Raw genomic sequence first — 25,121 nt, 5'->3', positions numbered from 1 at the left:
CCAAGACTGAGCCTGAATCCGGGCCTGAATCCGGGCCTGAATCCGGGCCCGAGGCGGGGCCTGATTCCACGCACGAGCCCGAGCCCACGCCTGGGCCCGAAACCACGTCCGCGCCTGAGTCCGAGGCCGAGCCCGAACCGAAAGCCGCCGTCATATGGTGTGTGCGCCCCTCGGCTACTTCTGGACGCCGAAGACGGGGACCAGCGAGTCGGGAAGCTTGTCGTTGCAGGCCAGTTGGCCCGTCTTCGTCAGCGCGTCGTTCACGCACGTGTAGTAGTCGCGGTAGACCAACTGCACGGTGAACGTCGCCGCCACCACCAGCAGTGCGATCGCCGCCGTGACGATCCCGCTCACCGCGGCGGTCGTCTGCGGCTTGTGCGCCGTCGTGCCCTGCGCCGGGGCCCCCGGCGGCGTACCCGGTGCGGGCGGCGCCGTGGTGGTCGGCGCGGGAGAGGCCGTACCGGAGTCGGACGGCGAATCCGGACCGGAGGCCGAGGTCGTACCCACGTCCGAACGGCGGGCCCCCGCCTGGCCCTCGCCCGAGGGACGCGGCAGCGGCGCCTTGGCCCGCAGCGAGCTGATGCCCCAGTAGAGCGCGAGCGCGCCGAGGAGCAGCGCGATCTCCGGGAAGTCGAAGAGGGCGAAGAAGAAGGCCCACATGCCGGAGAGCAGCGAGTACCGGGCACGGCGCTGGAACGGGTCGGTCGGGTCCCAGCGCAGGCCGCCCCGGCCGCCGGGCTGGCCGTCCGGACCGTCCTGGCGGCCACCTTGGCCGTTCCGCTCGCCGCCCGGTCCACTCTGGCCGCCCGGCCTTCCGCCGAACCCGCCCGACGAGCGCCCCGGCTGCCGGCTGCTCCACTGGCTGCCCCAGGACGAGCGGTCACCGCCCGACTGGTCGTCCGGCGTCCCGCCCCCGTTCTGGGGATGGCGCGGCTGCCACGGCTGGTCGGGCCTGTCCTCCGGCGGCGGCGCGAACGGATTGTCGTCGGAGGACCCCGAGGAGCCGGACGAACCGGAGGAGCCGGACGACCCGGAGGCCCCCGAATCGCCGCCCGTCCCGGAACTCCCCGAATTGCCCGGACTCCCGGAGGAACCCGAGGACCCGGAAGAGTCCTCCGGCCCCGAGGACCCGGCGGACGAGGACTGGCGTTCCCGCATCAGAAGCACCGGCCCGGTGGGCTGCGGGACATGAAGTGCCGTGCGGTGTCGTCGGTCCGGCATCTGGTGAACGTCTTCCCCTCAGACCCTTGGCGCAAGGGGTCTTGTGTCGTATGGCCCGTCCTGGAGACAGGTCCGTGTCCCCAGACGCTACCTCCCGCCCGCGCCCCCGTCCCCCGGGGGCCGTTCGGTGTGCCGGTATCGTTGCTGACGGTCGGCTCCTTCGTAGAGTTCCCCGAAACGGGAGACACGATTCGTATCTACGACCACACAAAGCCGTACGACCCGCACGACCCGCGAGGCTGTGCTCGCTTCCAGAAAGGCGTTCCGCCGTGGCCTCCCCGCCGTCCCCGCCCGCCCCCGACGACCCGGTCACCCCGACGGAACCGGGCTCCCCGGTCGTATTCGGCTCCCCGGCCCGGCTCGTCGTCCTCGTCTCCGGCTCCGGTACGAACCTCCAGGCCCTGCTCGACGCCGTCGCCGCCGACCCGCGGGGGTACGGCGCCCGTATCGTCGCCGTCGGCGCCGACCGCGACTCCATCGCCGGACTCGAACGTGCCGAGCGGGCCGGGCTGCCGACCTTCGTCTGCCGCGTCAGGGACCACGCGACGCGCGAGGAGTGGGATGCCGCGCTGACCGAGGCCACCGCCGCGTACGAGCCCGATCTCGTCGTCTCGGCAGGCTTCATGAAGATCGTCGGGAAGCGGTTCCTCGCACGCTTCGGCGGCCGGTTCATCAACACCCACCCCGCCCTGCTGCCCAGTTTTCCCGGTGCCCACGGGGTGCGTGACGCGCTCGCGTACGGCGCGAAGGTCACCGGTTGCACCGTCCACTTCGTCGACGACGGCGTCGACACCGGCCCGGTCATCGCGCAAGGCGTGGTGGAGGTGCGGGACGAGGATCACGAGGACGGTGGCGTCGCTCTCCATGAGCGCATCAAGGACGTCGAGCGACGGCTGCTCGTCGATGTCGTGGGGCGTCTCGCCCGGCACGGCTACCGCATTGAGGGACGAAAGGTAACAATCCAGTGAGCGTCGAGAAGCCCGACGAAGCAGTGGCCGCCGCCGAGGGTACGAAGCGGCCCGTCCGCCGCGCGCTGGTCAGCGTCTACGACAAGACGGGCCTGGAAGAGCTGGCCCGTGGCCTCCACGCGGCCGGTGTCACGCTCGTGTCGACCGGCTCCACGGCCGCGAGGATCGCCGCGGCCGGAGTGCCCGTCACCAAGGTCGAGGAGCTGACCGGTTTCCCCGAGACCCTCGACGGCCGCGTCAAGACGCTGCACCCGCGCGTCCACGCCGGCATCCTGGCCGACCAGCGTCTCGACTCGCACCGCGAGCAGCTCGCCGAGCTCGGCATCGAGCCCTTCGAGCTGGTCGTCTCGAACCTCTACCCCTTCCGCGAGACTGTCGAGTCCGGGGCCACCCCCGACGAGTGCGTCGAGCAGATCGACATCGGCGGCCCGTCCATGGTCCGCGCCGCCGCCAAGAACCACCCGTCGGTCGCCATCGTCACCAGCCCGGCGAGGTACGGCGATGTCCTCGCGGCCGTACAGGACGGCGGGTTCGACCTGCCGACCCGCAAGCGGCTCGCCGCCGAGGCGTTCCAGCACACCGCCGCCTACGACGTGGCCGTGGCCTCCTGGTTCGCGGACGACTACGCCGCCCCGGACGACTCGGGTCTCCCGGACTTCCTGGGCGCGACGTACGAGCGCAAGAACGTCCTGCGCTACGGCGAGAACCCGCACCAGCCCGCCGCGCTCTACACCGGCGGCTCCGGCGGCGGCCTCGCGGACGCCGAGCAGCTGCACGGCAAGGAGATGAGCTACAACAACTACACGGACACCGACGCCGCGCGCCGGGCCGCGTACGACCACACCGAGCCGTGCGTCGCGATCATCAAGCACGCCAACCCGTGCGGTATCGCGATCGCCGACGACGTCGCCGAGGCGCACCGCAAGGCCCACGCGTGCGACCCGCTGTCCGCGTTCGGCGGCGTGATCGCCGTCAACCGGCCGGTCTCCGTCGCGATGGCCGAGCAGGTCGCCGAGATCTTCACCGAGGTCATCGTCGCGCCCGGCTACGAGGACGGCGCCGTCGAGGTGCTGGCCCGCAAGAAGAACATCCGGGTGCTGCGCTGCGAGGGCGGCCCCTCGGCCCCCGTCGAGGTGAAGCCCATCGACGGCGGCGCGCTGCTCCAGGTCACCGACCGTCTCCAGGCCGACGGCGACGACCCGTCGACCTGGACCCTCGCCACCGGTGACGCCCTGTCGGACGCCGAGCTGCGCGAGCTGGCCTTCGCGTGGAAGGCGTGCCGCGCGGTCAAGTCCAACGCGATCCTGCTCGCCAAGGACGGCGCGAGCGTCGGCGTCGGCATGGGGCAGGTCAACCGCGTGGACTCGGCGAAGCTCGCCGTGGAGCGCGCCGGCGAGGAGCGGGCCCGTGGGTCGTACGCGGCCTCGGACGCCTTCTTCCCGTTCCCCGACGGTCTGGAGATCCTGCTGGACGCGGGCGTCAAGGCCGTGGTGCAGCCGGGTGGTTCGGTACGGGACGAGCTGACGATCGAGGCCGCGAAGAAGGCAGGCGCGACCATGTACTTCACCGGGACGCGGCACTTCTTCCACTGAGCCCGCCGCCGCCACCGGATGAGCTGAGACATGGCGGAAGGCCGTAAACCCCGTCGACAGGACGGGTGTTACGGCCTTCCGGCATACGCGCCGTGCGCCGGCCCTGTTCGGGTCGGTGTCGCGGGGCGGTGGTGCGGGTCAGTAACGGGGGCGCTTGAACCACGCCGCGCCGTCCGCCTTCGACACGAAGACGATCAGCAGGATGCTGAGGACGATGTGGACGATGCCCACGATCCCGCCGAAGGGGTAGATGCCCAGGACTATGGTCAGGGCGCCGTAGACGATCAGCACGGTGCGCAGTCCGCTGCCGCCGGAGCTGATCTTGATCGCCAGGACGATCGACGCGACGGTCCACACGACCGCGATGAAGGTCATGAACCAGAGGACACCGCTCGACTGGTCGACCAGGCTCTGGAACTGCGAGTCGTCGGCCAGCTCGTCGCTGTCCTTCGCCGCGTTGAGCGCGATCGCGGCGAGGAGGAAGATCACGGCGCCGATCAGGCTGAGCCCGGAGAGAACCCAGAGGAAGACACGGGACGCGGACACACCGCCCGGCATCGTCTGCGGGCCGCCGCCCATGGGGCCGCCCGGGTAGCCGCCGTAGGGCTGGACCGGGGGCGCCTGCGGGTAGCCGTAGTTGGGCTGCTGGGGCTGGCCCTGCTGGGGGTAGCCGTATCCCGGCTGGCCCTGGGGCTGGCCCTGGCCCTGCTGTCCGTAGGGGTTGTTCGGGTCGCCAAAGCTCATGGCGGGTTTCCTCCGTTGGTGACGCGGGGACATCGCGGAGCCGAAGGAGGAAACATCACACAACCGAGCGGTTTGCCCCCCAACACTGCCCGCGCACTGCGCGGCTCATCGTGCGGTTGGCGCTGACTTTTTGTCCAGTCGGTATCCGTATGTGTTGTGCAAGTGCAACCTGGACACACGCGGTTGATCTTGGTTCCCGCGCCGGCGCCGGCCGTCGGTCCCACCTCCCGTCGGACCTCGTGGCCGGCCTCGGATTGGAACAGCGGTGGGGTCATCCGCGAAGATGGGCCCATGACCGCCCAAATTCTCGATGGCAAGGCCACCGCAGCCGCGATCAAGTCCGACCTGACCGCCCGCGTGGCGGCCCTCAAGGCGCAGGGCATCACCCCCGGACTCGGGACCCTGCTCGTCGGGGACGACCCGGGAAGCCGTTGGTACGTGAACGGCAAGCACCGCGACTGTGCCGAGGTCGGCATCGCCTCGATCCAGCGTGAGCTGCCCGACACCGCGACGCAGGGGGAGATCGAGGCCGTCGTACGCGAACTCAACGCGAACCCCGAGTGCACCGGCTACATCGTCCAACTCCCGCTTCCCAAGGGCATCGACACCAATCGCGTCCTGGAGCTGATGGACCCGGAGAAGGACGCCGACGGGCTGCACCCGATGAGCCTCGGCCGGCTGGTGCTCAACGAGACGGGGCCGCTGCCCTGCACCCCGTACGGGATCATCCAGCTGCTGCGCGCGCACGGTGTCGAGATCAAGGGCGCGCATGTCGTGGTCGTCGGTCGCGGGATCACGGTGGGCCGCTCGATCCCGCTGCTGCTCACCCGTAAGTCCGAGAACGCGACGGTGACGCAGTGCCACACCGGCACGCGTGATCTCTCCTCGCATCTGCGGCAGGCCGACATCATCGTGTCGGCGGCCGGTGTGCGCCACATCATCAAGGCCGAGGACGTGAAGCCGGGCGCGGCGGTGCTCGACGTCGGCGTCAGCCGCGACGAGCACGGGAAGATCGCGGGCGACGTCCACCCGGACGTCGCGGGAGTGGCAGGCTGGATCTCACCGAACCCCGGTGGAGTCGGCCCGATGACGCGCGCGCAGCTGCTGGTCAACGTCGTCGAGGCGGCGGAGCGCGCCGGAAGCGGAAGCGGAACGTGAAAGGGGCACCCATGGGTGCTGGGACGAGTGCGGGTGCCGACGCGGCCGCGGCCGCCGAGCCCGGAGGCGGTGACGGCGTCGGCGCCGACGGTGGCCGCGCGGTGAGTGAGCCCGTGCACGCGGACGGCGGGCCGGGCACGGCCGCGTTCGTGGGGGAGAAGGAGACGGACGCGGAGGCGGCCGGAGCGGGGGACGCCGAGGCGGCGGCCCCCAGCACCTCAAGGCGCTTCCCGACCGTCACGCAGGACACCGCGCGCCCCGAGGGCGGCGGCCGTGCGGCTCCCAGTGACGCTCCCGCGCCCGCCCGTCAGTGGCCGCTGCTCACGGTGCTGGGCGCGACCGGTCTCGGGCTGCTGATCGTCGGGATCGCGCCGTTCGAGGAGTCGTTCCGCTACGGCACGATCCTGATCGGTGTGGCGTTGATCACCGGCGCGGTCCTGCGGCGGGTCATGCCGTCGGTCGGCATGCTGGCCGTACGGTCGCGCTTCACGGACATGGTGACGTACGGACTGCTCGGCATCGCGATCGTGCTGTTGTCGCTGATGACGCAGCCGAAGCCGTGGCTGGAGATCCCTTTCCTGGAGGATGTCGTCCACTCCACGGTCCCGTAGGCCCGGCCGCATCCCGTACGGATCGACAAGACGGCGCCCATCCCCTCCCCCGAGTCAGGACGGGCGCCGTCGGCATGTGGCTAGCGTCATGGACGCGCCAAACGGGATCAAGGGCAGACAGGTGGCTGTGGCACGGAGGTGACCATTCCGCCATGGTGTGATCGTCGGGCAACGGGTGGGAGACTGTGGGACGGAATCGGCGGCGGCGCGCGAGGGGGCGCGGGGACTGTCCCGAATGCTCCGGTGCACTCCCACTTCTGGAACTGACATCCCGGATCCGCGCATCCCTTGGGGTAGTCGTCGGTCGGCGTGGGGGCGCGGCAGGGCGGAGCACATCAGGAACGTGCGGGGGGACAAGGGGGAAGCAATGCCTCGTTGGAAGGCACTACCGGAGGAGCTCGACCCACAGGTCAGAGAGTTCGCGACGCAGCTGCGCAGGCTGGTGGACAAGAGTGGCCTGAGCATCGCCGCCGTCTCCGACCGCACCGGCTACAGCAAGACGTCGTGGGAGCGGTATCTCAACGGCCGGCTGCTCCCGCCCAGGGGCGCGATCATGGCGCTCGCCGAGGTGACCGGTACCAATCCGCTGCACCTGACGACGATGTGGGAGCTGTCGGAGCGGGCGTGGAGCCGTTCCGAGATGCGTCACGACATGACGATGGAAGCGATCCGGATCTCCCAGGCGCGGGACGCGCTCGGCGAGTTCGGCGGCGACCCGGTCGGCGGTCCCGGCAGTGCGGGGAGCAGCCGCCCCGGCGGACGTACGGCGACACCCCCCGGTGCGGGCAGGGGGCCCAACTCCCGTACGGGGGCGGGCGCGGGCGCAGGCCCGGGTACGGGCGCGGGTTCCGGGGGCTGGAACGGCCCCGAGTACGCGGGCGCGAACCGCCCTTCGGCAGGCGCCCCCGCAGGGCCTCCGTCCGGCTTCCCGCCGTCGGCGCCCGTGCGGCCCCCCGGCCGCGGCGGCGGGCGCGGTGGCGGGGGCGGTGGCGGGGGCGGCGGGCGCGGCCGGCGCCGTACGACGATATTCGTGGCGGCCCTCGTCGGCGCACTGGCGCTGATAGCCGGGGCCGTGCTGCTGACCGATCTGGGCGGCGGCGGCGACGGCAAGGGGAAGGTCGCCCAGTCCCCGTCGCCGGAGCCGACCGCCAGTACGTCCGAACTGCCCGCCGGTGTGAAGTGCTCCGGCGACGACTGCACGGGCGAGGACCCCGAACTCATGGGCTGCGGCGGCGAGTTCGCCGAGACCGCGACGACCGCGACGGTCGGTACGGCGGTGGTCGAGGTCCGCTACAGCCAGACGTGCGGGGTGGCGTGGGCGCGTATCACCGACGCGGCGCCCGGCGACACGGTGGAAATCGCGGCGGACCAGGGCGAGGGCAAGCCCCAGACGGGCACGGTGAACGCCGACAAGGACGCGTACACCCCGATGGTCGCGGTGGCGACCGCGGACGAGGCGAAGGCCTGCGCGACGCTGACCACGGGGGTGGAGGGCTGCACGACGGCGAGCGGGTGAGGAGCGCGGTCCACCGCCCACGCCCCGTCGCGTTCCGCGGGCTCGTCGTCGGATAGCCTGGCGAACGGTTGTCTCTTCACGTCAAGACATGATTCACCCCGCCGTCGGAGAGATGGCCCGCACCAGGGGCAGGGCCCCTGCCGCCCGCCGTTCCACCGCTGTCTAACGGAGACCGCCATGACCCGCACTCCCGTGAATGTCACCGTCACCGGCGCAGCCGGCCAGATCGGCTACGCGCTGCTCTTCCGCATCGCCTCCGGTCAACTGCTCGGCGCGGATGTGCCGGTCAGCCTGCGTCTGCTGGAGATCCCGCAGGGCCTGAAGGCCGCCGAGGGCACCGCCATGGAGCTCGACGACTGCGCCTTCCCGCTGCTCCGCGGCATCGAGATCACCGATGACGCCAACGCCGCCTTCTCCGGCGCCAACGTCGCGCTGCTCGTCGGCGCCCGCCCCCGTACCAAGGGCATGGAGCGCGGCGATCTGCTCTCCGCCAACGGCGGCATCTTCAAGCCGCAGGGCAAGGCCATCAACGACAACGCCGCCGACGACATCAAGGTCCTCGTCGTCGGCAACCCGGCCAACACCAACGCGCTCATCGCGCAGGCCGCGGCCCCCGACGTACCGGCCGAGCGCTTCACCGCGATGACCCGCCTCGACCACAACCGCGCGATCTCGCAGCTCGCCGCTAAGACCGGCGCGCAGGTCACGGACATCAAGCGGCTGACGATCTGGGGCAACCACTCGGCCACGCAGTACCCGGACATCTTCCACGCGGAGATCGCGGGCAAGAACGCCGCCGAGACGGTCAACGACGAGCAGTGGCTCGCCGACACCTTCATCCCGACCGTCGCCAAGCGCGGCGCGGCGATCATCGAGGCCCGCGGCGCGTCCTCGGCGGCCTCGGCCGCCAACGCCGCCGTCGACCACGTCCACACGTGGATCAACGGCACCCCCGAGGGCGACTGGACCTCCATGGGCATTCCGTCGGACGGCTCGTACGGCGTCCCGGAGGGCATCATCTCGTCGTTCCCCGTGACCACGAAGAACGGCGCGTACGAGATCGTCCAGGGCCTGGACATCAACGACTTCTCCCGCGCGCGCATCGACGCGTCGGTGAAGGAGCTCACCGAGGAGCGCGACGCGGTCCGCGAGCTCGGTCTTCTCTGACCTCCCCGGCCCGCTGATCGACCTACGACAGAAGCTCCCGGCAGCCGCCCACGTGGCCGCCGGGAGCTTCTGTCGTGCCGGGAGACGGATAGGGGTTCGTCGCGGGGGACGCGTCCGCCGAACACCAAGTTGCGACGTATGTCGCCGAGTTGGCCCCCTGTTTTCCTCTTGTTTCGTCATGGGCATGGTTACATCTCGGCGTTTCTGGGGGACCATTCCGGCGGCGGTCATCGCGCGTAGACCCATGCGGCGCCCGCTCCGCACGCTCTGAGGTAAGGCTCCGTGCCACCGGGCACGGGGCGTCAACCTGTCTCCCCACCGGAGGTTTTCGAAATGCGCCGTCGTCTGGCCATGCCGCTCGCCGCTCTTGCCCTCGCCCTCCCCGCCACGCTGATGTCGGCGAGCTCGGCCGCCGCCGCGCCGGCCGACAAGCCGCAGGTCCTGAGCAGTTGGACGCAGACCAGCGCCGCCAGCTACAACTCCTTCGTGTCCGCGCGCAACAACCAGGGCGCCTGGTCCGCGTACGGCTTCGACTGGTCCACGGACTACTGCTCGTCCTCGCCCGACAACCCCTTCGGCTTCCCGTTCCAGACGTCCTGCGCGCGCCACGACTTCGGCTACCGCAACTACAAGGCGGCCGGTTCCTTCGACGCCAACAAGTCGCGGCTGGACAGCGCGTTCTACGAGGACCTGAAGCGGGTGTGCAACGGCTACTCGGGCGCCACGAAGACCTCGTGCAACGCCACGGCGTGGACGTACTACCAGGCGGTCAGCATCTTCGGCCGCTCCGCGCTGGTCGACGGCGACAAGTCGGTCGTCTGACCCACGCGTACGGCGGTGTGACCCACCGCTGCCCGACACCCGAAGGCCCCTCGCCCGCCAGTGAGGGGCCTTCGCGCTCTCCGGGCCGGTGAGCGCGCGGGCCGGCGAAACCCTCGGGTCGCGAGTGACGCTGACCACTTCCGGTCATCGAACACGCATGCTTCCGCGGTCTTGGGGCAGGGGCCCAGGTCGCCAGTCGTTGCTGGTGGTAGTGGGTATCGGGAACGGAAGGCCAAACGCGACGTGTCGGCACAACAGACCATCTTTGTGGACGGAGAGTGGCGCGAAGCTGCCTCCGGCGCCACACGCGACATCATCGACCCCGCCGACGCGACGCCGTTCACGGTGGTGTCCGAGGGCGGGGCCGAGGATGTCGACGCCGCTGTCGACGCCGCGCGCGAGGCCTTCGACGGGGGCGCGGGCCCCTGGCCCCGGACCCCCGTCGCCGAGCGGGCCGCGTTGCTGCGACGTGTCGCCGGGCTGTTGCGGCGCGACCGGGAAGCCCTCGGGGCGCTGGAGAGCCGGGACGCGGGCAAGACCGTCGAGGAGGGGCGTGTCGATGTCGACTGTGTCGCCGACGCCTTCGCCTACTTCGCCGATCTCGTGAGCAACGAAGGCGGCGGACGGGTCGTGGACGCCGGGTCCGCCGACGTGCACAGCGTCGTCGTGCACGAACCCGTCGGTGTCTGCGCGCTCATCACCCCCTGGAACTATCCGCTCCTCCAGGCGAGTTGGAAGATTGCCCCGGCGCTCGCCGCGGGCAACACTTTTGTGGTCAAGCCGAGCGAGATCACCCCGCTCAGCACCGTCGCCCTGATCGACCTGCTCACCGAGGCCGGGCTGCCGGCCGGTGTCGCCAACCTGGTGACCGGCGCCGGAGACCCCGTCGGCGCCAGGATGGCCGAGCACCCGGACGTGGACCTCGTGTCGTTCACCGGCGGACTGGCCAGCGGTACGAAGGTGATGGCGGCCGCCGCGCCCGGGGTGAAGAAGGTCGCGCTCGAACTCGGGGGCAAAAACCCGAACGTCGTCTTCGCCGACTCCTGCGCCACCGAGGAGGGCTTCGACACCGCCGTCGACCAGGCACTGAACGCCGCGTTCATCCACAGCGGCCAGGTCTGCTCCGCCGGTTCGCGCCTCATCGTCGAGGAATCGCTGCGCGAGCGCTTCGTCGCCGAACTCGCCCGCCGTGCCGCGAGGATCCGTCTCGGCCGGGGCACCGGCGAGGGTGTCGAGTGCGGACCGCTCGTATCGGCGTCGCAGTTGGCGAAGACCGAGGAGTACGTGGCGTCCGCGCTGGCCGAGGGTGCCGTGCTGCGGGCCGGCGGAAAACGGCCCGAGCCCGGTGAATCGCGCCCCGCCGCCGGGTACTTCTACGAGCCGACCGTCCTCGACCAGTGCCACCGCGAGATGCGGGTCGTCCGCGAGGAGGTCTTCGGCCCCGTGCTGACCGTCGAGACCTTCCGTACGGAGGACGAGGCCGTCGCGCTCGCCAACGACACCGAGTACGGCCTGGCCGGCGGCGTCTGGACGGCGGACCCCGGGCGCGCGCGGCGCGTCGCCGGACGGCTGCGGCACGGCACCGTCTGGATCAACGACTTCCACCCCTATCTGCCGCAGGCCGAGTGGGGCGGCTTCGGCAAGTCCGGCATCGGGCGCGAACTGGGGCCCGCCGGGCTCGCCGAGTACCGCGAGGCCAAGCACATCTACCAGAACCTCGCGCCACGGCCCTTGCGCTGGTTCGCCGGCTGAACCGGCCGCCGACCGCCGGCGGACGCCGGAAAATCACCAACTGCCTTACGGCTCAGTCACATTACGCCTCATTGCGCGCAAGAACCTTGAATCACCCCAGTGAAGTGGAGTAGACGACACCCATGGCCGAACACGACGCCGCATACGACTACGTCGTCGTCGGAGGCGGCACCGCCGGATCGGTGATCGCCTCCCGGCTCACCGAGGACCCGGACGTCACCGTCGCCGTCATCGAGGGAGGGCCGTCCGACATCGACCGTCCCGACGTGCTGACCCTCCGGCGCTGGATGGGGCTGCTGGGCGGCGAGCTGGACTACGACTACCCGACGACCGAGCAGCCGCGCGGCAACTCCCACATCCGGCACAGCCGCGCCCGGGTGCTCGGCGGCTGCTCCTCGCACAACACCCTGATCGCCTTCAAACCGCTGCCCTCCGACTGGGACGAGTGGGCGGCGGCCGGGGCCGACGGCTGGGACGCGGCGTCCATGGAGCCGTACTACGGGCGGCTGCTCAACAACATCGTTCCGGTGGACGAGCGGGACCGTAACCCCATCGCCCGCGACTTCGTCGACGCGGCGCAGGCGGCGCTCGGCGTCCCCCGCGTCGAGGGCTTCAACAGGAAACCCTTCCACGAGGGCGCCGGCTTCTTCGACCTCGCCTACCACCCGGAGGACAACAAGCGGTCCTCCGCGTCGGTGGCGTATCTGCACCCCTTCCTGGACCGCCCCAACCTCCACCTGCTGCTGGAGACCTGGGCGTACCGGCTGGAGCTGGACGGCACCCGCGCGACCGGCGTACGCGTACGGGCGGCGGACGGTACGGAGTCGTACGTACGCGCCCGGCGCGAAGTCCTCGTCTGCGCCGGCGCCGTCGACACACCCCGGCTGCTCCTGCACTCCGGCATCGGGCCGCGCGCCGATCTGGAGGCGCTCGGCATCCCCGTCACACACGAGCTGCCGGGCGTCGGGGAGAACCTGCTCGACCACCCCGAGTCGGTCATCGTCTGGGAGACCGACGGGCCGATCCCCGAGAACTCGGCGATGGACTCCGACGCGGGCCTCTTCGTCCGGCGCGACCCGGACCACCAGGGCCCGGACCTGATGTTCCACTTCTACCAGATCCCGTTCACCGACAATCCCGAGCGCCTGGGCTACGAACGCCCCCCGCACGGCGTCTCGATGACACCGAACATCCCCAAGCCCCGCAGCCGCGGCCGGCTCTTCCTCACCAGCGCGGATCCCGAGGTCAAACCGGCCCTGGATTTCCGGTACTTCACCGACGAGGACGACCACGACGGCCGCACCCTGGTGGACGGCATCAGGATCGCCCGGCGGATCGCCGCGGCCGAACCGCTCGCCAACTGGCTGACCCGCGAGGTCTGTCCGGGGCCGGAGATCACCTCCGACGAGGAGCTGAGCGAGTACGCCCGCCGCTGCGCCCACACGGTCTACCACCCCGCGGGCACCTGCCGGATGGGCGCGTCGGACGACGAACAGGCGGTGGTGGGACCGGATCTGACGATCCGTGGCCTCAGGGGCATCCGAATCGCCGACGCCTCCGTCTTCCCCACCATGCCGGCCGTGAATCCGATGATCGGGGTCCTGATGGTCGGCGAGAAATGCTCCGAACTGCTCACCGCGACAGCCAACACAACCGCACCGGGAGGTGATGCGTGATGACCGCCACCGAACCGGTCTTCTCCGTACGCGATCTCTGGAAGGTCTTCGGACCGAAGGCCGACCGAATACCGGGCAACGCCGAGTACGCGGCCCTGTCCGCCGAGGAGCTGAGGGCACGCACCGGCTGCACGGCCGCCGTCCGCGACGTCTCCTTCGACGTGCACAAGGGCGAGGTCTTCGTCGTCATGGGCCTCTCCGGCTCCGGCAAGTCCACCCTCGTACGCTGTCTGACCCGGCTCATCGAGCCGACCAGCGGACAGCTGGCCATGGACGGCGAGGACGTCATCGCCATGGACAAGAACCGGCTGCGCGAACTGCGCAGGCACCGCGCCGCCATGGTCTTCCAGCACTTCGGTCTGCTGCCGCACCGCTCCGTGCTCGACAACGTCGCCTACGGCCTGGAGATCCAGGGCATGCCCAGGGCCGAGCGCCGGGCCAAGGCCGCCCGGGTCGCCGCCCTGGTCGGCCTCGAAGGGCTGGAGGAACGGCGCCCCGGCCAGCTCTCCGGCGGCCAGCAGCAGCGCGTCGGTCTCGCCCGCGCGCTCGCCGTGGATCCCCAGGTCCTGCTGTTCGACGAGCCGTTCAGCGCGCTCGACCCGCTGATCCGCCGCGACATGCAGGAAGAGGTCATCCGGCTGCACCGTGAGGAGGGCCGCACGATGGTCTTCATCACCCACGACCTCAACGAGGCCCTGCGCCTCGGCGACCGCATCGCGCTGATGCGCGACGGCGGGATCGTGCAGCTCGGCACCCCGGAGGAGATCGTCGCCAACCCGGCCGACGACTACGTACGCGACTTCGTCCGCGACGTCCCGCGCGAGCAGGTCATCTCCGTACGCCGCGCCATGCGCCCCGCGCGGGACGGCGAGAGCGGGTCGGGCGTCGCGCTCAAGCCCGACACGCTGGTCTCCGACGCGATCGAGGCCGTCGCGCGCAGCGGCGACTACTGCCGGGTCGTGGAAGACGGCCGGACGCTCGGCGTCGTCGGCTACGAGGAACTGCTGGCCGTCGTCGCGGGGCTGGACGACGACGCGGAACCCAAGGAGGTGGCGGCGGTATGAGCGCCGCTCCCAACCCGGTGTCCGAGAAGACCGACCAGGCCGGCCAGGACACGCGCGGCGGCCTGAACGACGTACGCACAGGCAGGATCGGTCCGTCCGCGGATGGCGTCCCCGGCCCCTGGTCCCGCCTCGCGGGCAACCCCCGCGCGATGCTGCTCGTCGCCGCCGTCCTCGTCGCGGTCGTCAGCGCGGTCGTCGGCGGAAGCGGAGCCTGGCCGGCCGATCTGACCGTCGACGTGCGCTCGCCGCTCGACGACCTGAACCGCTGGCTCGTCGACAACCGCACCACCCACCCCCTCTTCCTCTACTTCCTCCTGCACATCAGCAACTCCGCCGAGAGCTCCGTCGACGGCGTACTGAGCGTGCTGGAGAGCCTCGGCTTCATCGGTGTGACGGTGGCGGCCGTACTGATCGCCTGGTACGCGGGGGGCGCCGGCCTGCGCCGCCGCGCGCTGCGCACCGCCGCCACCGCGCTCGCCACCTTCGCGGTGATCGGGCTGCTCGGCATGTGGGAACCGGCGATGGAGACGCTGGCGCTGATGGTCGTCGCCGTCATCGTCTCGGCCGTCGTCGGCGCGCTGCTCGGGCTCGCGGCCGGGCTGTCCGACCGCTGCCAGCGGGTGCTGCGGCCGGTCTTCGACACCATGCAGGTGCTGCCCGCCTTCTCGTACCTGCTGCCGTTCGTGCTGCTCTTCGACATCGGCATCCCGTCCGTCTTCGTCGCGACCGTCATCTACGCGGCGCCGCCGATGGCCCGGCTGACCGCGCTCGGGCTGCGGGGCGCTGACGCGGCGGCGCTTGAGGCGTCTGCCTCGCTCGGCGCCAGTTCCTGGCAGCGGCTGACGACGGCGCGGCTGCCGCTCGCCCGCAAGCAGATGTTGCTCGGCCTCAATCAGACGATCATGATGTGTCTGTCGATGGTCGTCCTCGCCTCGATGATCGGCGCGGGCGGGCTCGGCGACGAGATCTTCACGGCGCTCTCCACCGTCGACGTCGGCCTCGCGCTGCCCGCCGGAATCGCCGTCGTGCTGCTCGCGATCTGGCTGGACCGTACGACGGCGGCGGCCGGCGAACAGCTCGAAGACCCCGACGCCGGCCGGCACGCCAAGTGGTACGCGCTCTGGCCCGGCATCGTCGCGGCCGTCGCCGGCGGCGCGGTGCTCGGAGCCGTACTCGGCCGCAAGGAGTGGCCCGAGGCCTGGACCGTCTCGATCAGCGAACCGGTCAACACCGTGGTCGACTGGATCGAGCGCGAACTCGGCTCCGGCGTACCGGTGCTGGGCGGCACCCTCACCTGGTCCGAAGGGTTCGCGAACTGGGTCATCAACCCGGTGCGCGACGCGCTGCTGGCCACGCCCTGGTGGGCGCTGCTGCTCGTCGCCGGTGTGCTGGCACTGCGGACCGGCTGGAAGGCCGTCGTCACGGTGGTGCTGTCGCTGGCCGCGATCGGCGCCATGGGCCTCTGGGACCGCTCGCTCGACACGCTCTCCCAGGTCCTCGCCGCGCTCGTGGTGACCCTGCTGCTCGGCTTCGCCATCGGCATCCTCGCGGCGCGTGTCGAGAGGGTCGAGCGGGTGATCAGGCCGGTTCTCGACATCATGCAGACGATGCCGCAGTTCATCTATCTGATCCCGGTGATCGCGCTGTTCAGCGGCGGCCGTACGGCGGCCGTCGCCGCGGCCGTCGTCTACGCCCTGCCCGCCGTCGTACGCATCACCACCCAGGGAATCCGGCAGATCGACCCCTCCGCCCTGGAGGCGGCGCGCTCACTCGGCGCCGGTACGGGGCAGCAACTGCGCCAGGTACAGCTTCCGTTGGCCCGGCCCGCCCTCCAACTGGCCGTCAATCAGGGCGTGGTGCTGGTCCTGGCCATCGTCGTCATCGGCGGCATGATCGGCGGCGGCGCGCTCGGCGTCGACGTGGTGAGGGGCCTGGCCAAGGGCGATCTGGGGCTCGGTATGACGGCCGGGATCGCGATCGTCTGCCTCGGCCTGCTGCTGGACCGGATCTCCCAGCCGAGCGCGGCGGCGAGGGAACGCGCCCTGGTCTGAGCTGCACACGACCGAAGACGACCGAAGACGACCGAAGACAACTGAAGACAACTGAAACCGCGACAGAAAGAACCACGACGTGACCCACAGCAAGCGGATACGCACCACCCTGGTCGCCGGAGTCGGCGCGCTCGGCATGCTCGCGCTCAGCGCGTGCGCCGCCGAGACCGATTCGGCGTCCGCGTCCGACGAGATCACCCTGACTGTTCCCTCCTGGGTCGGCGCGCGCGCCAACGCCGAGGTCGCCAAGGTGATCATGGAGCAGGAGCTGGACGTCAAGGTCGAGCTCCAGCAGCTCGACGAGCCGGTCGCCTTCGACGCGCTCAACAACGGCAAGGCCGACGCGATCCTGGAGGACTGGGGCGGCTCGCCCAAGAAGGAGAAGCTCTACATCGAGGACAAGAAGACCATCGTCAAGGGCGGCGACCTCGGCGTCGTCGGCCACATCGGCTGGTTCGTCCCGAAGTACTACGCGGACGCGAACCCCGAGGTCACGGACGCCAAGAACCTCAACAAGTTCACCAAGGACTTCCGCTCCGCGAACAGCGGCGACATGGGCGAGTTCCTGGGCGCGGCGCCCTCGTACACGACGTACGACGAGCACCTCGTCAAGAACCTCAAACTGAATCTCAAGATCAAGGAGACCGGCAACGAGGCCGCCCAGATCAAGGAGATCCAGCAGAAGTACCGCGACAAGGAGCCCTTCATCACCTACTGGTGGGACCCGCAGTGGCTCAACGCGGACATCGACCTGGTCGAGGTGAAGCTGCCCGCGTACGAGGAGGGCTGCAACGTTCCGGAGACGGCGACGGACTGCGCGTACGCCAACACCCCGCTCCAGAAGTACCTCAACGCGGACTTCGCGAAGGACGGCGGTGACGCCGCCGAGTTCATCAAGAACTTCAAGTGGAGCACCGAGGAGCAGAACGCGGTCGCCAAGGCGATCGCGAAGGACAAGATGAGCGGCCCGGACGCGGCCGAGAAGTGGGTCAAGGAGAACAAGTCGACGTGGGAGGCCTGGCTCCCGAAGAAGTAGCCCCACCCCGGCGCCACCGACCTTCTGGACGGCCCGGAGCCCCCTCGGCTCCGGGCCGCCCGGCCGCCCGTACGTACCTCAGAAGTGGCTCAACTCCCTTGAGGCGGGCGCCCGGGGGCGGCGAGGATCCGGGAATGACGCTATTCGGACAGAAGAAGCAGGAGTTCGCCGTACTCGTCGTGCGCGACGCCGACGAGGTCGCCGAGGCCGTGGACCGCGCGCTGGAGACCGCGGGACCGGAGGAGCGGCCGGGCCTGGAGCGGGCCGCCGCGCTGCTCGCCGCCGCGCAGGAGGCCACCGACGGTGAGCTGCGCGGGAGTTGGGCACGCAGGCAGATAACCGAGGCCGGTGTGGAGGGGCCCGCCGACTCGGTACGGGCGGTGAAGGCGCTGCGCGAGGCGGAGCCGGGGCTGAGCCTTCTGCAGGCCGTACGGCTGTCGAAGGAGGCCGCCGCGCTGGAGGACGAGGAGGGCCGGGGCCGTACCGCCTGAGCGGGGAGCCTTACGCCGACTCCCGCACCACCAGCGTCGGCGTGAAGATCATCGACGGCAGCGGATCGCCCGGCGCGGCGATCTGTTTCAGCAGCAGCCTGGCCATTTCCGAGGACATCTCCTCGACCGGCTGACGTACGGTCGTCAGCGCCGGATCACAGGTCAGTGCCGCGTTGCTGTCGTCGAAGCCCACGACGGCCACCTCGTCGGGCACCTGTCTGCCCGCCCGGAGCAGTACCGGCAGCGCGCCCAGCGCCATCAGGTCGGAGGCGATGAACACCCCGTCCAGGTCCGGGTGTTCGGCCAGCAGGCGCCGCATCGCCGCCGCGCCGCCCGTGTGGGTGAAGTCGCCCTCCGCGACCGCGACGTCCTCGATCCCGTAAGCCGCCATCGCCGCCCGGAAACCTTCGAGCCGTTCCTGTCCCGCCGGCATGTCCTGCGGCCCCGCGACCGTACCGATCCTGCGCCTTCCCAGCCCCGCCAGATGCCCGGCGGCCAGCCGCGCGCCCGCGGCCTGGTCCGCCTCGACGTAGGTGAGGGGCGACGGCTGACCGGGCCGGCCCGCGAGGACGGCCGGCAGCCGTGTCTCGTGGACCAGCCGGGGCAGCGGATCACCGGCGTGCGACGAGATCAGCACGATGCCGTCCACATGGCCCTGGCGCAGATACGAGAGCAACTGCTCGCGCGAGGCCGCGTCGTCCGCCAGCATCAGCACCATCTGCACACCGGCCGGCCGCAGCACGTCCAGCAGTCCGCCCACGACCCGGCCGAAATACGGATCCGAGAACATCCGGCCCACGAACGGCTCGGCCACCGGCCGCCGTTCCTGCTCGGAGACCACCAGCGCGATCGAGTCGGTGCGCCGGGTCACCAGGGACCGCGCCGCGCGGTTCGGGACGTAGTGCGTCGTGGCGATCGCCTCCTCGACGACCGTGCGCAGCGCCGGATCCACCGTCGTCGCTCCGTTGATCACGCGGGACACCGTGGCGCGTGAGACGCCTGCGACGGCGGCCACGTCCTCCAGGGTCGGGCGCGCGGGCGGGGAGGTGTCGGCAGTCATGCAGCCTTTATACCGGTTGGTACTCGACGCCCGGAGTGGGCCCTCGGGCAGCCGGAGCCCGCCCTACGTGGCGATGTTCTCCAGGCCGTCGAGCTCGCCCTCCCTCGCCTCGACGAGCGCCGCGGCGAGCTTCTTCGCCGTCGCGACGCTGCCCGCGTCGACCTCGGAGCGCGACACACGCGCGGACTGCTCCAGATGTTCGCGGATCTGGACCACGAAGACCTTCTCGAAGGCCGCGCCTCGGGAGGCACGCGCCTGCGTGAGATCGCCTGGCGTCACCATGCCCGGCATCTCATGGCCCTCGTGCACATTCGTCGACGGCAGCCCCAGCTCCTTCAACAGCGCCCGCATACGGCGGAGTTCGGCGCGGTGACCGTCGGCGAGATCCTTCGCCCAGCTCCGCAGACGGGGGTCGGTGGAACGGTCGGTGGCCATCGCCAGGAGTTCGACCGCGCCCTCGTTCATGGGGGTCATGAGCTGGACCCACGCGGCGTCGGTGGCCCCGGAGAGGGTCGGGACCCCGGTGGGCTGTGCGGTCTCCGTTCGCAGGGGAGTCGAGGCCGCGGGCGACTTCTCGTCCCCCGGCGGGGCGGACGAACAGCCCGTCACCGCGAGAAGGACGAGGAGCGCCGCCGCCGTACCGCGTATCGCCTTCATGGAGAGTCCTTGGGGGGTGTGGGTGAGGGGGGAACGGGCTCGGTGCCCGCCCGGGGCCGTGCGGCCCCGGGCGGGCACCGGGCGTGGTCCGGTCAGGAAGGCCGGCCGTCGGCACCGCACTTGATGATGGGACGGATGCAGTCACGTACGCGCCGCTCCATCTCCCCCACGGGCCAGACGTTGAAGAAGTCGCCGTGCATCGTGTAGCCCCGGCCCGACGCGAGCTTGAACCGCGCCGGATCGCCGTTGACCGGATACCTCAGCACCTGACGCAGCTTCGGCACCGGCACCGGGTGGGTCGACGGGCAGGCACCCGCCACCGGGTACGACATATGACTCTTGTGGTCCGCCGAGTCGAGGTCCCGGCCGTTCCAGCACTGCGGGAAGTCCAGATACGACTCCAGCATCGCCCCCGCCGGGCAGTTCACGAAGTCCGTCGACGGGTTGACCTCACCGTGGTGCAGACACGACCAGCGCGCCCGTGTGTTGTCGTTGGGGCCGGTCGCCTTGGCGTTGCCCGCCACGATCCGCAGTCCGTACGGCAGCGGCTGCGTCTGGGCGATGATGTCGTCGCGTACGCCTTCACCCAGGTAGTAGAAGGTGGTGCCGGTCGGCTCCACCTCCCGCGTGCCGTCGTACAGGGTCGGGACCCAGTACGACGAGAGGTCCTCCTGGGGCGCGCACGTGGTGCGCCCGCGCGCCAGGCTGTTGACGTCGGAGCGGGCGTTGGTCGTGTCGTTGCCGAAGAAGCTGTGCATGTGCGAGCCGCCGGGCAGCCCGGGGGCCACGATCGGGTCGTCCGGGAGACGGTGGCTGTAGGGACATTCGGCGAGGAATTCCGACACCCGGACGACCGCGGCGCCCTTGGTCCCGGACTGGGCGTTCTCGGCCGAGACCGATGCGGTGTTCGCGCTGCTCATGTTGGCCTGGAGCAGCGACGCGGTGAGCGCGACGAGGGCGAGGGCGACCACCCGTCGGCGCCAGGTGGCCAGTCCCGTTCGGAGGGGTGAGGTGATGCGGGAGGCGTGGGGGGTGCGGGGGGTGCGGCTGGGTCTGTGGAGCACGGCACTCCAATCGGAGGAATTGGGGGAGTTCCTTGATGTGTCAGAGAGCGCTCTCTGGCCGTGAACGTAGGAGCGGGTCGCGAGGGTGTCAATAGATGCGGCAACGTCGGTCAAGTAGCGCCAAATTCAGTGGAGTTGATCGAGGTTGATGTTGGAGAGCGCTCTCTCGACGGGCCCGTCCGAGATGGGGGATATGGGCCTGTGCCGGATCTGCCGGATCCCCGGCGGGCCGTTGCCCCGCCGGGGATCCGGCACATCCGGTGCCCGGTCAGTCGCGCAGTCGGGCCGCGCCCTCCCGTACCGCCGCCATCGCCTGCCGCTGGAGCCCCGGACCGAAGGTGATGCGCGTGGCGCCGAGCCTGCCCAGCTCCGACAGTTCGGCCGCACCGCCGGGCGCCGACCCGACGTTGATCGGACCGTCGATCCCCGCCCGGAGCGCCGGAATGGCCTCGGGCGGGGCGCCGATCGGGTACACGCAGTCCGCGCCGGCGGCGACGTACAGACGGGCCCGGGCGACCGCCTCCGCCGGGTCGCTCACGCCACGGATGAAGGTGTCGACGCGCGCGTTGAGGAACAGCCGGTCCCCGGCCGCCGCGCGGACCTCCGCCAGCCAATCGGCGTGGCGCCGGGGGTCCTTGAGGCCGCCCTCGGACGAGTCCTCCAGGTTGCAGCCCACGGCGCCCGTGTCGAGGAGGCGGGCGACCAGTTCGGCCGGCGCCAGCCCGTAACCGCCCTCGACGTCGGCGCTGACGGGCACGGTCGTGTCACAGCTGGAGACGGCCCGCACGATACGGGCCACCGCCGCGAACATCTCGTCCGGCGGGGTCGCACCGTCCTCGTAACCGAGCGACGCGGCGACCCCCGCGCTCGGCGTGGCGAGCGCGGGGAACCCGGCCTCCACGAACACGCGGGCGCTGCCCGCGTCCCAGGGCCCCGGCAGTACGAGCGGGTCTTCGGCGGCACGGTCGTGGTGCAGAGTGCGGAAGGTCGTCAGGAGCGTCATGGCTGAATCGGGATCCCGGGGGTGAGGAGGGCGTGCACGGCGCGGGCCACTGGGGGTCCTGTCCGCGCGAGGGCGGACGGGAGGGGCGGACGGGAGGGTCAGTTCTTGGCGGTCCTCGGCGCGTAGTAGCCGGCGGGCGTCCTCGTCGACACTCCGAAGCGGTTCCACGCGTTGATGACGGTGATCGCGGAGATCAGATAGGCGAGTTCGGTCTCGTCGAAGTGTGCCGCCGCCCGCTCGTACACCTCGTCGGGCACGAAGCCGTCCGTCAGCACGGTGACCGCCTCGGTGAGCTCGAACGCGGCCATCTCCTTCGCCGAGTAGAAGTGCCGCGACTCCTCCCACGCGCTGAGCTGGATGATCCGCTCCACCGACTCCCCGGCGGCGAGCGCGTCCTTGGTGTGCATGTCCAGGCAGACGGCGCAGTGGTTGATCTGGGAGGCGCGGATCTTCACCAGTTCGTACAGCACGGGATCGATACCCCGCCGGACGGCCTGCTCAAGTCCGAACATCGCCTGGTAGATGTCGGGCGCGACCTTCGCCCAGGCCATGCGGGGCTCGTGCACCGGGAGGCGGTCGTGCGCGTGCGGGTGGGCGTCGGCGCCCGGGGCGGAGGCGGCGGGAGCGGTGGAGTGCCGGTCGGTCGCGTTGGTCGTCATGCGCACGACGCTACGCGCCGGGTGGCGCAGCGGTATGGTCCATTCTCATGATGGAATCGTGGGCCAATACGCCACGCGGCGAGGAGCCGGCCGCCCCGGAGACCGAGCTGGCCGAACGCGCCGGGCGGCAGGTCACCGGGGTCACGGGCGGAGCGGTCACCGTCGGCGCCGATCTCCATCTTGAGCTGCGCGGCACCGGGCTCCGTGCGGGGCTGATGGACGCCCTGCGCGAAGCCGTACGGACCGGGAGGCTCGTCCCCGGCAGCCGGCTGCCCTCGTCCCGTACGCTCGCCGTCGATCTGGGCATCGCGCGCAACACCGTCGCCGACGCGTACGCCGAACTCGTCGCCGAAGGCTGGCTCACGGCGCGGCAGGGGTCGGGGACGCGGGTCGCGCGGCGGGCGGCGCCTCGCACGCGGGCGCCGGGAGGTTCGCCGGCCCGGCCCGTCCACGGGAGGCCCACGCACAATCTGCGGCCCGGGTCGCCCGACCTCGGCTCGTTCCCGCGCGGCGAATGGCTCGCCGCTTCCCGCCGGGCGCTGACAGCCGCGTCGCACGAGGCGTTCGACTACGGGGAGCAGCGCGGGCGCGTCGAACTTCGCACCGTCCTCGCCGACTATCTGGCCCGCACGCGTGGCGTGTACGCCGACCCGGAGCGCGTCGTCCTCTGCTCCGGGTTCGTCCACGGCCTGACGCTGATGGCCCAGGTCCTCGTGGCCCGCCGGGGGAGTGCGGGGGAAGGGGACCGGGGGAGGATGCCGGCCCGGCCCGTGGGGCGGGCGCGGGGGGTGGCGGGGGCGGTGGCCGTCGAGTCGTACGGGCTCGACTTCCACCGGGGCGCCCTGACGGCCGCCGGGCTGCGTACCCCCGCGCTGCCGATCGACCAACTCGGCACGGATACCGGGGAGCTGGTGTCCGAACGGGGAGGGCCCCGAGGCGTCGACGCGGTGCTGATGACTCCGGCGCACCAGTTCCCGACCGGTGCCGCGCTCCATCCGGACCGGCGTGCGGCGGTGGTGGACTGGGCGCGGCGCGCGGGCGGGCTGATCCTGGAGGACGACTACGACGGGGAGTTCCGCTACGACCGTCAGCCCGTCGGCGCCCTCCAAGGGCTGGACCCGGAACGCGTCGTGTACATGGGCACGGCGAGCAAGTCCCTCGCGCCGGGGCTGCGGCTCGCGTGGATGGTGCTGCCCGAGGCGCTGGTGGGGGAGGTGATCAGGGCGAAGGGTGATCTGATGGCGGTGCCCAGTGCCATGGACCAGCTCACCCTGGCCGAGTTCATCTCCTCCGGCGCCTACGACCGCCATGTGCGCTCGATGCGGGTGCGTTACCGCCGCCGACGCGACCAACTGGTGGAGAGGATCGCCGAACACTCGCCGGAATCGCGGGTGACCGGCATCGCGGCCGGGCTGCACGCCGTGGTCGAACTGCCGCCGGGCACCGACGAACGGATCACGATCGAGGCGGCGGCCCGCGAAGGTCTGGCGGTCGAGGGTCTCTCCGTCTACCGGCACCCGTCGGTCCCACCGGGCCGCGACGCCCTGGTGGTCGGCTACGGCGCCCCGACGGACAGTGCCTGGGCCGGCGCGCTGGACGCGCTCTGCCGGGTGCTGCCGTGACCACGACCCGAAGGCCGACCGATGAGGAGCCGACCTTGAACGATCCCTTGCCGCCCTTCGCCTCCACGCACGCCCAGGCACCAGGGACCGACGCCGATGCCGACGCCGCGTCCACCGCATCGGTCGTGCGCCGCTCGCGTCTGGCCGCCCATGGGGCGGTCGGCACCGCGCTGTCCCTGCTCAGCGACCGGCGGCTCGCCGAGGTCGTGGCTAGTGGCGTCCCGCTCGGGTCAGGGGTGGGCGGGCGGTCGGTGGAGCTGGACGTCGACGGGACTCGTGTCTTCGTCAAACGGGTCCCTCTGACCGATCTCGAACTGCGCCCGGCGCACGCCCGGTCGACCGCCAACCTCTTCGACCTGCCGCTCTTCTACCAGTACGGCATCGGCTCCTCCGGCTTCGGAGCCTGGCGTGAACTCGCCACCCACATCATGACCACCAACTGGGTCATCGGCGACGCCGACGCCTACCCGGGCTTCCCGCTCCTGTACCACTGGCGGGTTCTCCCCGACTCCCGTCCCGACGGCTTCATGGACGAGTTCGGCGGCATCGACAAGGCTGTCGCGCACTGGGACGGTTCGCCCGCCGTACGCCGCCGGCTGGAGGCCATCGGCCGGTCCACGGCCGCCCTGGTGCTGTTCATGGAGCATGTGCCGCGGACGCTCGGCGCCTGGCTGGGCGACCGGCGGGCCGTGCCCCCGGTGGAGGGCCAGGCGTCGCCGTACCTCTGGGCCGAGTCCGTCCTCACCCGGGGCGCCGACTTCATGAGCGCCCGTGGTCTTGTCCACTTCGACGCGCACTTCCGCAACGTCCTGACCGACGGACGGCTGATCTACTTCGCCGACTTCGGGCTCGCCCTCAGCTCACACTTCGAACTCGCCCCGGCGGAGACGGACTTCCTCGCCGACCATCTCTCGTACGACCGCTGCTACATCACCACGCATCTGCTCCGCCACCATCTGCTCGACGGCGAGCGCGACTGCGCGCGGCACGCCCGGCTCCTGCGCGACTGGCCGGCGGGCCGCCGTCCCGAGGGTGTGCGCGCCGACGTCGCCACGCTCGTCGGCCGGCACGCGGGGTCGGCTCTCGTCCTGGAGGACTTCCACCGCCGTCTTCTCAAGGAGAGCAGGCTGACCCCGTTCCCGAGAGCCGAGGTCGAGCGTGCCCTCAGGACCGCCACGTCCTAGGGG

At 71.1% G+C, this 25,121-nt stretch carries 22 protein-coding genes; 15 read left to right on the top strand and 7 right to left on the bottom strand.

Annotation, left to right across the window (positions count from 1 at the left end):
• Positions 1-174: 174 nt before the first annotated feature.
• A complete protein-coding gene (locus tag IEY79_RS12820) occupies positions 175-1,221 on the bottom strand; it encodes a hypothetical protein (protein WP_189107561.1) in 1,047 nt (348 codons plus the stop codon).
• Between the two features lie 269 nt (positions 1,222-1,490).
• On the opposite strand from IEY79_RS12820, the gene purN reads away from it, so the two are divergent.
• Complete coding sequence (gene purN / locus IEY79_RS12815; protein WP_189107560.1) at positions 1,491-2,189, top strand: phosphoribosylglycinamide formyltransferase; 699 nt, start codon at positions 1,491-1,493, stop codon at positions 2,187-2,189.
• Positions 2,186-3,781, top strand: a complete 1,596-nt coding sequence (gene purH, locus IEY79_RS12810) for a bifunctional phosphoribosylaminoimidazolecarboxamide formyltransferase/IMP cyclohydrolase (protein ID WP_229700838.1) — start codon at positions 2,186-2,188, stop codon at positions 3,779-3,781. The genes purN and purH overlap by 4 nt, the downstream gene beginning before the upstream one ends.
• A 138-nt stretch (positions 3,782-3,919) precedes the next feature.
• On the opposite strand, the gene IEY79_RS12805 is transcribed toward purH, so the two are convergent.
• Positions 3,920-4,525, bottom strand: coding sequence for a hypothetical protein (locus IEY79_RS12805; protein ID WP_189107559.1), 606 nt, complete (start codon positions 4,523-4,525; stop codon positions 3,920-3,922).
• A gap of 291 nt (positions 4,526-4,816) precedes the next feature.
• On the opposite strand from IEY79_RS12805, the gene IEY79_RS12800 reads away from it, so the two are divergent.
• The 11 genes from IEY79_RS12800 (at position 4,817) to IEY79_RS12750 (ending at position 17,869) form a co-directional block, all read left to right on the top strand.
• Positions 4,817-5,683, top strand: coding sequence for a bifunctional methylenetetrahydrofolate dehydrogenase/methenyltetrahydrofolate cyclohydrolase (locus IEY79_RS12800; RefSeq protein ID WP_189107558.1), 867 nt, complete (start codon positions 4,817-4,819; stop codon positions 5,681-5,683).
• A gap of 11 nt (positions 5,684-5,694) precedes the next feature.
• Complete coding sequence (locus IEY79_RS12795) at positions 5,695-6,294, top strand: DUF3017 domain-containing protein (RefSeq protein ID WP_189107557.1); 600 nt, start codon at positions 5,695-5,697, stop codon at positions 6,292-6,294.
• A gap of 367 nt (positions 6,295-6,661) precedes the next feature.
• On the top strand, positions 6,662-7,810 hold the full coding sequence (locus tag IEY79_RS12790) for an XRE family transcriptional regulator (RefSeq protein ID WP_189107556.1): 1,149 nt from the start codon (positions 6,662-6,664) through the stop codon (positions 7,808-7,810).
• A 177-nt stretch (positions 7,811-7,987) separates the two neighbouring features.
• Positions 7,988-8,977 carry a malate dehydrogenase gene (locus tag IEY79_RS12785; protein WP_147874257.1) on the top strand — a complete coding sequence of 330 codons (990 nt, stop codon included), beginning with the start codon at positions 7,988-7,990 and terminating at the stop codon, positions 8,975-8,977.
• 333 nt (positions 8,978-9,310) lie between these two features.
• Complete coding sequence (locus IEY79_RS12780; RefSeq protein WP_189107555.1) at positions 9,311-9,799, top strand: phospholipase; 489 nt, start codon at positions 9,311-9,313, stop codon at positions 9,797-9,799.
• A gap of 243 nt (positions 9,800-10,042) precedes the next feature.
• Positions 10,043-11,551: an aldehyde dehydrogenase family protein gene (locus IEY79_RS12775; protein ID WP_189107554.1), complete on the top strand. Its 1,509-nt coding sequence runs from the start codon at positions 10,043-10,045 to the stop codon at positions 11,549-11,551.
• 122 nt (positions 11,552-11,673) lie between these two features.
• Positions 11,674-13,227 carry a GMC family oxidoreductase gene (locus tag IEY79_RS12770; RefSeq protein WP_189107553.1) on the top strand — a complete coding sequence of 518 codons (1,554 nt, stop codon included), beginning with the start codon at positions 11,674-11,676 and terminating at the stop codon, positions 13,225-13,227.
• On the top strand, positions 13,227-14,291 hold the full coding sequence (locus IEY79_RS12765) for a quaternary amine ABC transporter ATP-binding protein (RefSeq protein ID WP_189107552.1): 1,065 nt from the start codon (positions 13,227-13,229) through the stop codon (positions 14,289-14,291). The genes IEY79_RS12770 and IEY79_RS12765 overlap by 1 nt, the downstream gene beginning before the upstream one ends.
• Positions 14,288-16,342 (top strand): ABC transporter permease, encoded by a 2,055-nt coding sequence (locus IEY79_RS12760; protein WP_189107551.1) that lies wholly within the window; start codon positions 14,288-14,290, stop codon positions 16,340-16,342. The genes IEY79_RS12765 and IEY79_RS12760 overlap by 4 nt, the downstream gene beginning before the upstream one ends.
• Positions 16,343-16,421: 79 nt before the next feature.
• Positions 16,422-17,378: a glycine betaine ABC transporter substrate-binding protein gene (locus tag IEY79_RS12755; protein WP_373292530.1), complete on the top strand. Its 957-nt coding sequence runs from the start codon at positions 16,422-16,424 to the stop codon at positions 17,376-17,378.
• Between the two features lie 134 nt (positions 17,379-17,512).
• Positions 17,513-17,869: a hypothetical protein gene (locus IEY79_RS12750; RefSeq protein WP_189107550.1), complete on the top strand. Its 357-nt coding sequence runs from the start codon at positions 17,513-17,515 to the stop codon at positions 17,867-17,869.
• A 10-nt stretch (positions 17,870-17,879) separates the two neighbouring features.
• On the opposite strand, the gene IEY79_RS12745 is transcribed toward IEY79_RS12750, so the two are convergent.
• The 5 genes from IEY79_RS12745 to IEY79_RS12725 form a co-directional block, all read right to left on the bottom strand.
• A complete protein-coding gene (locus IEY79_RS12745; protein WP_189107549.1) occupies positions 17,880-18,929 on the bottom strand; it encodes a LacI family DNA-binding transcriptional regulator in 1,050 nt (349 codons plus the stop codon).
• A gap of 63 nt (positions 18,930-18,992) precedes the next feature.
• Entirely contained in the window at positions 18,993-19,586 is a 594-nt protein-coding gene (locus IEY79_RS12740) for a DUF305 domain-containing protein (RefSeq protein WP_189107548.1), read from the bottom strand.
• A 92-nt stretch (positions 19,587-19,678) separates the two neighbouring features.
• Positions 19,679-20,506, bottom strand: coding sequence for a DUF1996 domain-containing protein (locus IEY79_RS12735; RefSeq protein WP_229700863.1), 828 nt, complete (start codon positions 20,504-20,506; stop codon positions 19,679-19,681).
• 412 nt (positions 20,507-20,918) lie between these two features.
• The gene (locus IEY79_RS12730; protein ID WP_189107546.1) at positions 20,919-21,653 is read right to left on the bottom strand and encodes an isocitrate lyase/PEP mutase family protein; all 735 of its coding nucleotides are present in this window, start codon (positions 21,651-21,653) and stop codon (positions 20,919-20,921) included.
• A gap of 98 nt (positions 21,654-21,751) precedes the next feature.
• The gene (locus tag IEY79_RS12725; RefSeq protein ID WP_189107545.1) at positions 21,752-22,312 is read right to left on the bottom strand and encodes a carboxymuconolactone decarboxylase family protein; all 561 of its coding nucleotides are present in this window, start codon (positions 22,310-22,312) and stop codon (positions 21,752-21,754) included.
• 215 nt (positions 22,313-22,527) lie between these two features.
• Here IEY79_RS12725 and pdxR point away from each other — a divergent pair, with 215 nt between their 5' ends.
• Both pdxR and IEY79_RS12715 read left to right on the top strand, forming a co-directional pair.
• Positions 22,528-23,934, top strand: coding sequence for a MocR-like pyridoxine biosynthesis transcription factor PdxR (gene pdxR / locus IEY79_RS12720; RefSeq protein ID WP_189107810.1), 1,407 nt, complete (start codon positions 22,528-22,530; stop codon positions 23,932-23,934).
• 125 nt (positions 23,935-24,059) lie between these two features.
• Positions 24,060-25,118: a protein kinase family protein gene (locus IEY79_RS12715; protein WP_189107809.1), complete on the top strand. Its 1,059-nt coding sequence runs from the start codon at positions 24,060-24,062 to the stop codon at positions 25,116-25,118.
• The last annotated feature ends 3 nt before the right edge of the window (positions 25,119-25,121 follow it).

Origin of the sequence: Streptomyces camponoticapitis (assembly GCF_014646115.1) — a bacterium.
GTDB classification, from domain to species: Bacteria; Actinomycetota; Actinomycetes; order Streptomycetales; family Streptomycetaceae; genus Streptomyces; species Streptomyces camponoticapitis.
The sequence above is the reverse complement of the archived record's forward strand: the minus strand, read 5'-3'. Positions and strand labels throughout refer to the sequence as shown.

Bases quoted from the DNA above. Each gene is read 5' to 3' on its own strand.
- IEY79_RS12820 (WP_189107561.1), bottom strand. From the start codon at position 1,221: ATGCCGGACCGACGACACCGCACGGCACTTCATGTCCCGCAGCCCACC.
- IEY79_RS12805 (WP_189107559.1), bottom strand. From the start codon at position 4,525: ATGAGCTTTGGCGACCCGAACAACCCCTACGGACAGCAGGGCCAGGGC.
- IEY79_RS12800 (WP_189107558.1), top strand. From the start codon at position 4,817: ATGACCGCCCAAATTCTCGATGGCAAGGCCACCGCAGCCGCGATCAAG.
- IEY79_RS12795 (WP_189107557.1), top strand. From the start codon at position 5,695: ATGGGTGCTGGGACGAGTGCGGGTGCCGACGCGGCCGCGGCCGCCGAG.
- IEY79_RS12790 (WP_189107556.1), top strand. From the start codon at position 6,662: ATGCCTCGTTGGAAGGCACTACCGGAGGAGCTCGACCCACAGGTCAGA.
- IEY79_RS12785 (WP_147874257.1), top strand. From the start codon at position 7,988: ATGACCCGCACTCCCGTGAATGTCACCGTCACCGGCGCAGCCGGCCAG.
- IEY79_RS12780 (WP_189107555.1), top strand. From the start codon at position 9,311: ATGCGCCGTCGTCTGGCCATGCCGCTCGCCGCTCTTGCCCTCGCCCTC.
- IEY79_RS12770 (WP_189107553.1), top strand. From the start codon at position 11,674: ATGGCCGAACACGACGCCGCATACGACTACGTCGTCGTCGGAGGCGGC.
- IEY79_RS12765 (WP_189107552.1), top strand. From the start codon at position 13,227: ATGACCGCCACCGAACCGGTCTTCTCCGTACGCGATCTCTGGAAGGTC.
- IEY79_RS12760 (WP_189107551.1), top strand. From the start codon at position 14,288: ATGAGCGCCGCTCCCAACCCGGTGTCCGAGAAGACCGACCAGGCCGGC.
- IEY79_RS12750 (WP_189107550.1), top strand. From the start codon at position 17,513: ATGACGCTATTCGGACAGAAGAAGCAGGAGTTCGCCGTACTCGTCGTG.
- IEY79_RS12745 (WP_189107549.1), bottom strand. From the start codon at position 18,929: ATGACTGCCGACACCTCCCCGCCCGCGCGCCCGACCCTGGAGGACGTG.
- IEY79_RS12740 (WP_189107548.1), bottom strand. From the start codon at position 19,586: ATGAAGGCGATACGCGGTACGGCGGCGGCGCTCCTCGTCCTTCTCGCG.
- IEY79_RS12735 (WP_229700863.1), bottom strand. From the start codon at position 20,506: ATGAGCAGCGCGAACACCGCATCGGTCTCGGCCGAGAACGCCCAGTCC.
- IEY79_RS12730 (WP_189107546.1), bottom strand. From the start codon at position 21,653: ATGACGCTCCTGACGACCTTCCGCACTCTGCACCACGACCGTGCCGCC.
- IEY79_RS12725 (WP_189107545.1), bottom strand. From the start codon at position 22,312: ATGACGACCAACGCGACCGACCGGCACTCCACCGCTCCCGCCGCCTCC.
- pdxR (WP_189107810.1), top strand. From the start codon at position 22,528: ATGGACGCCCTGCGCGAAGCCGTACGGACCGGGAGGCTCGTCCCCGGC.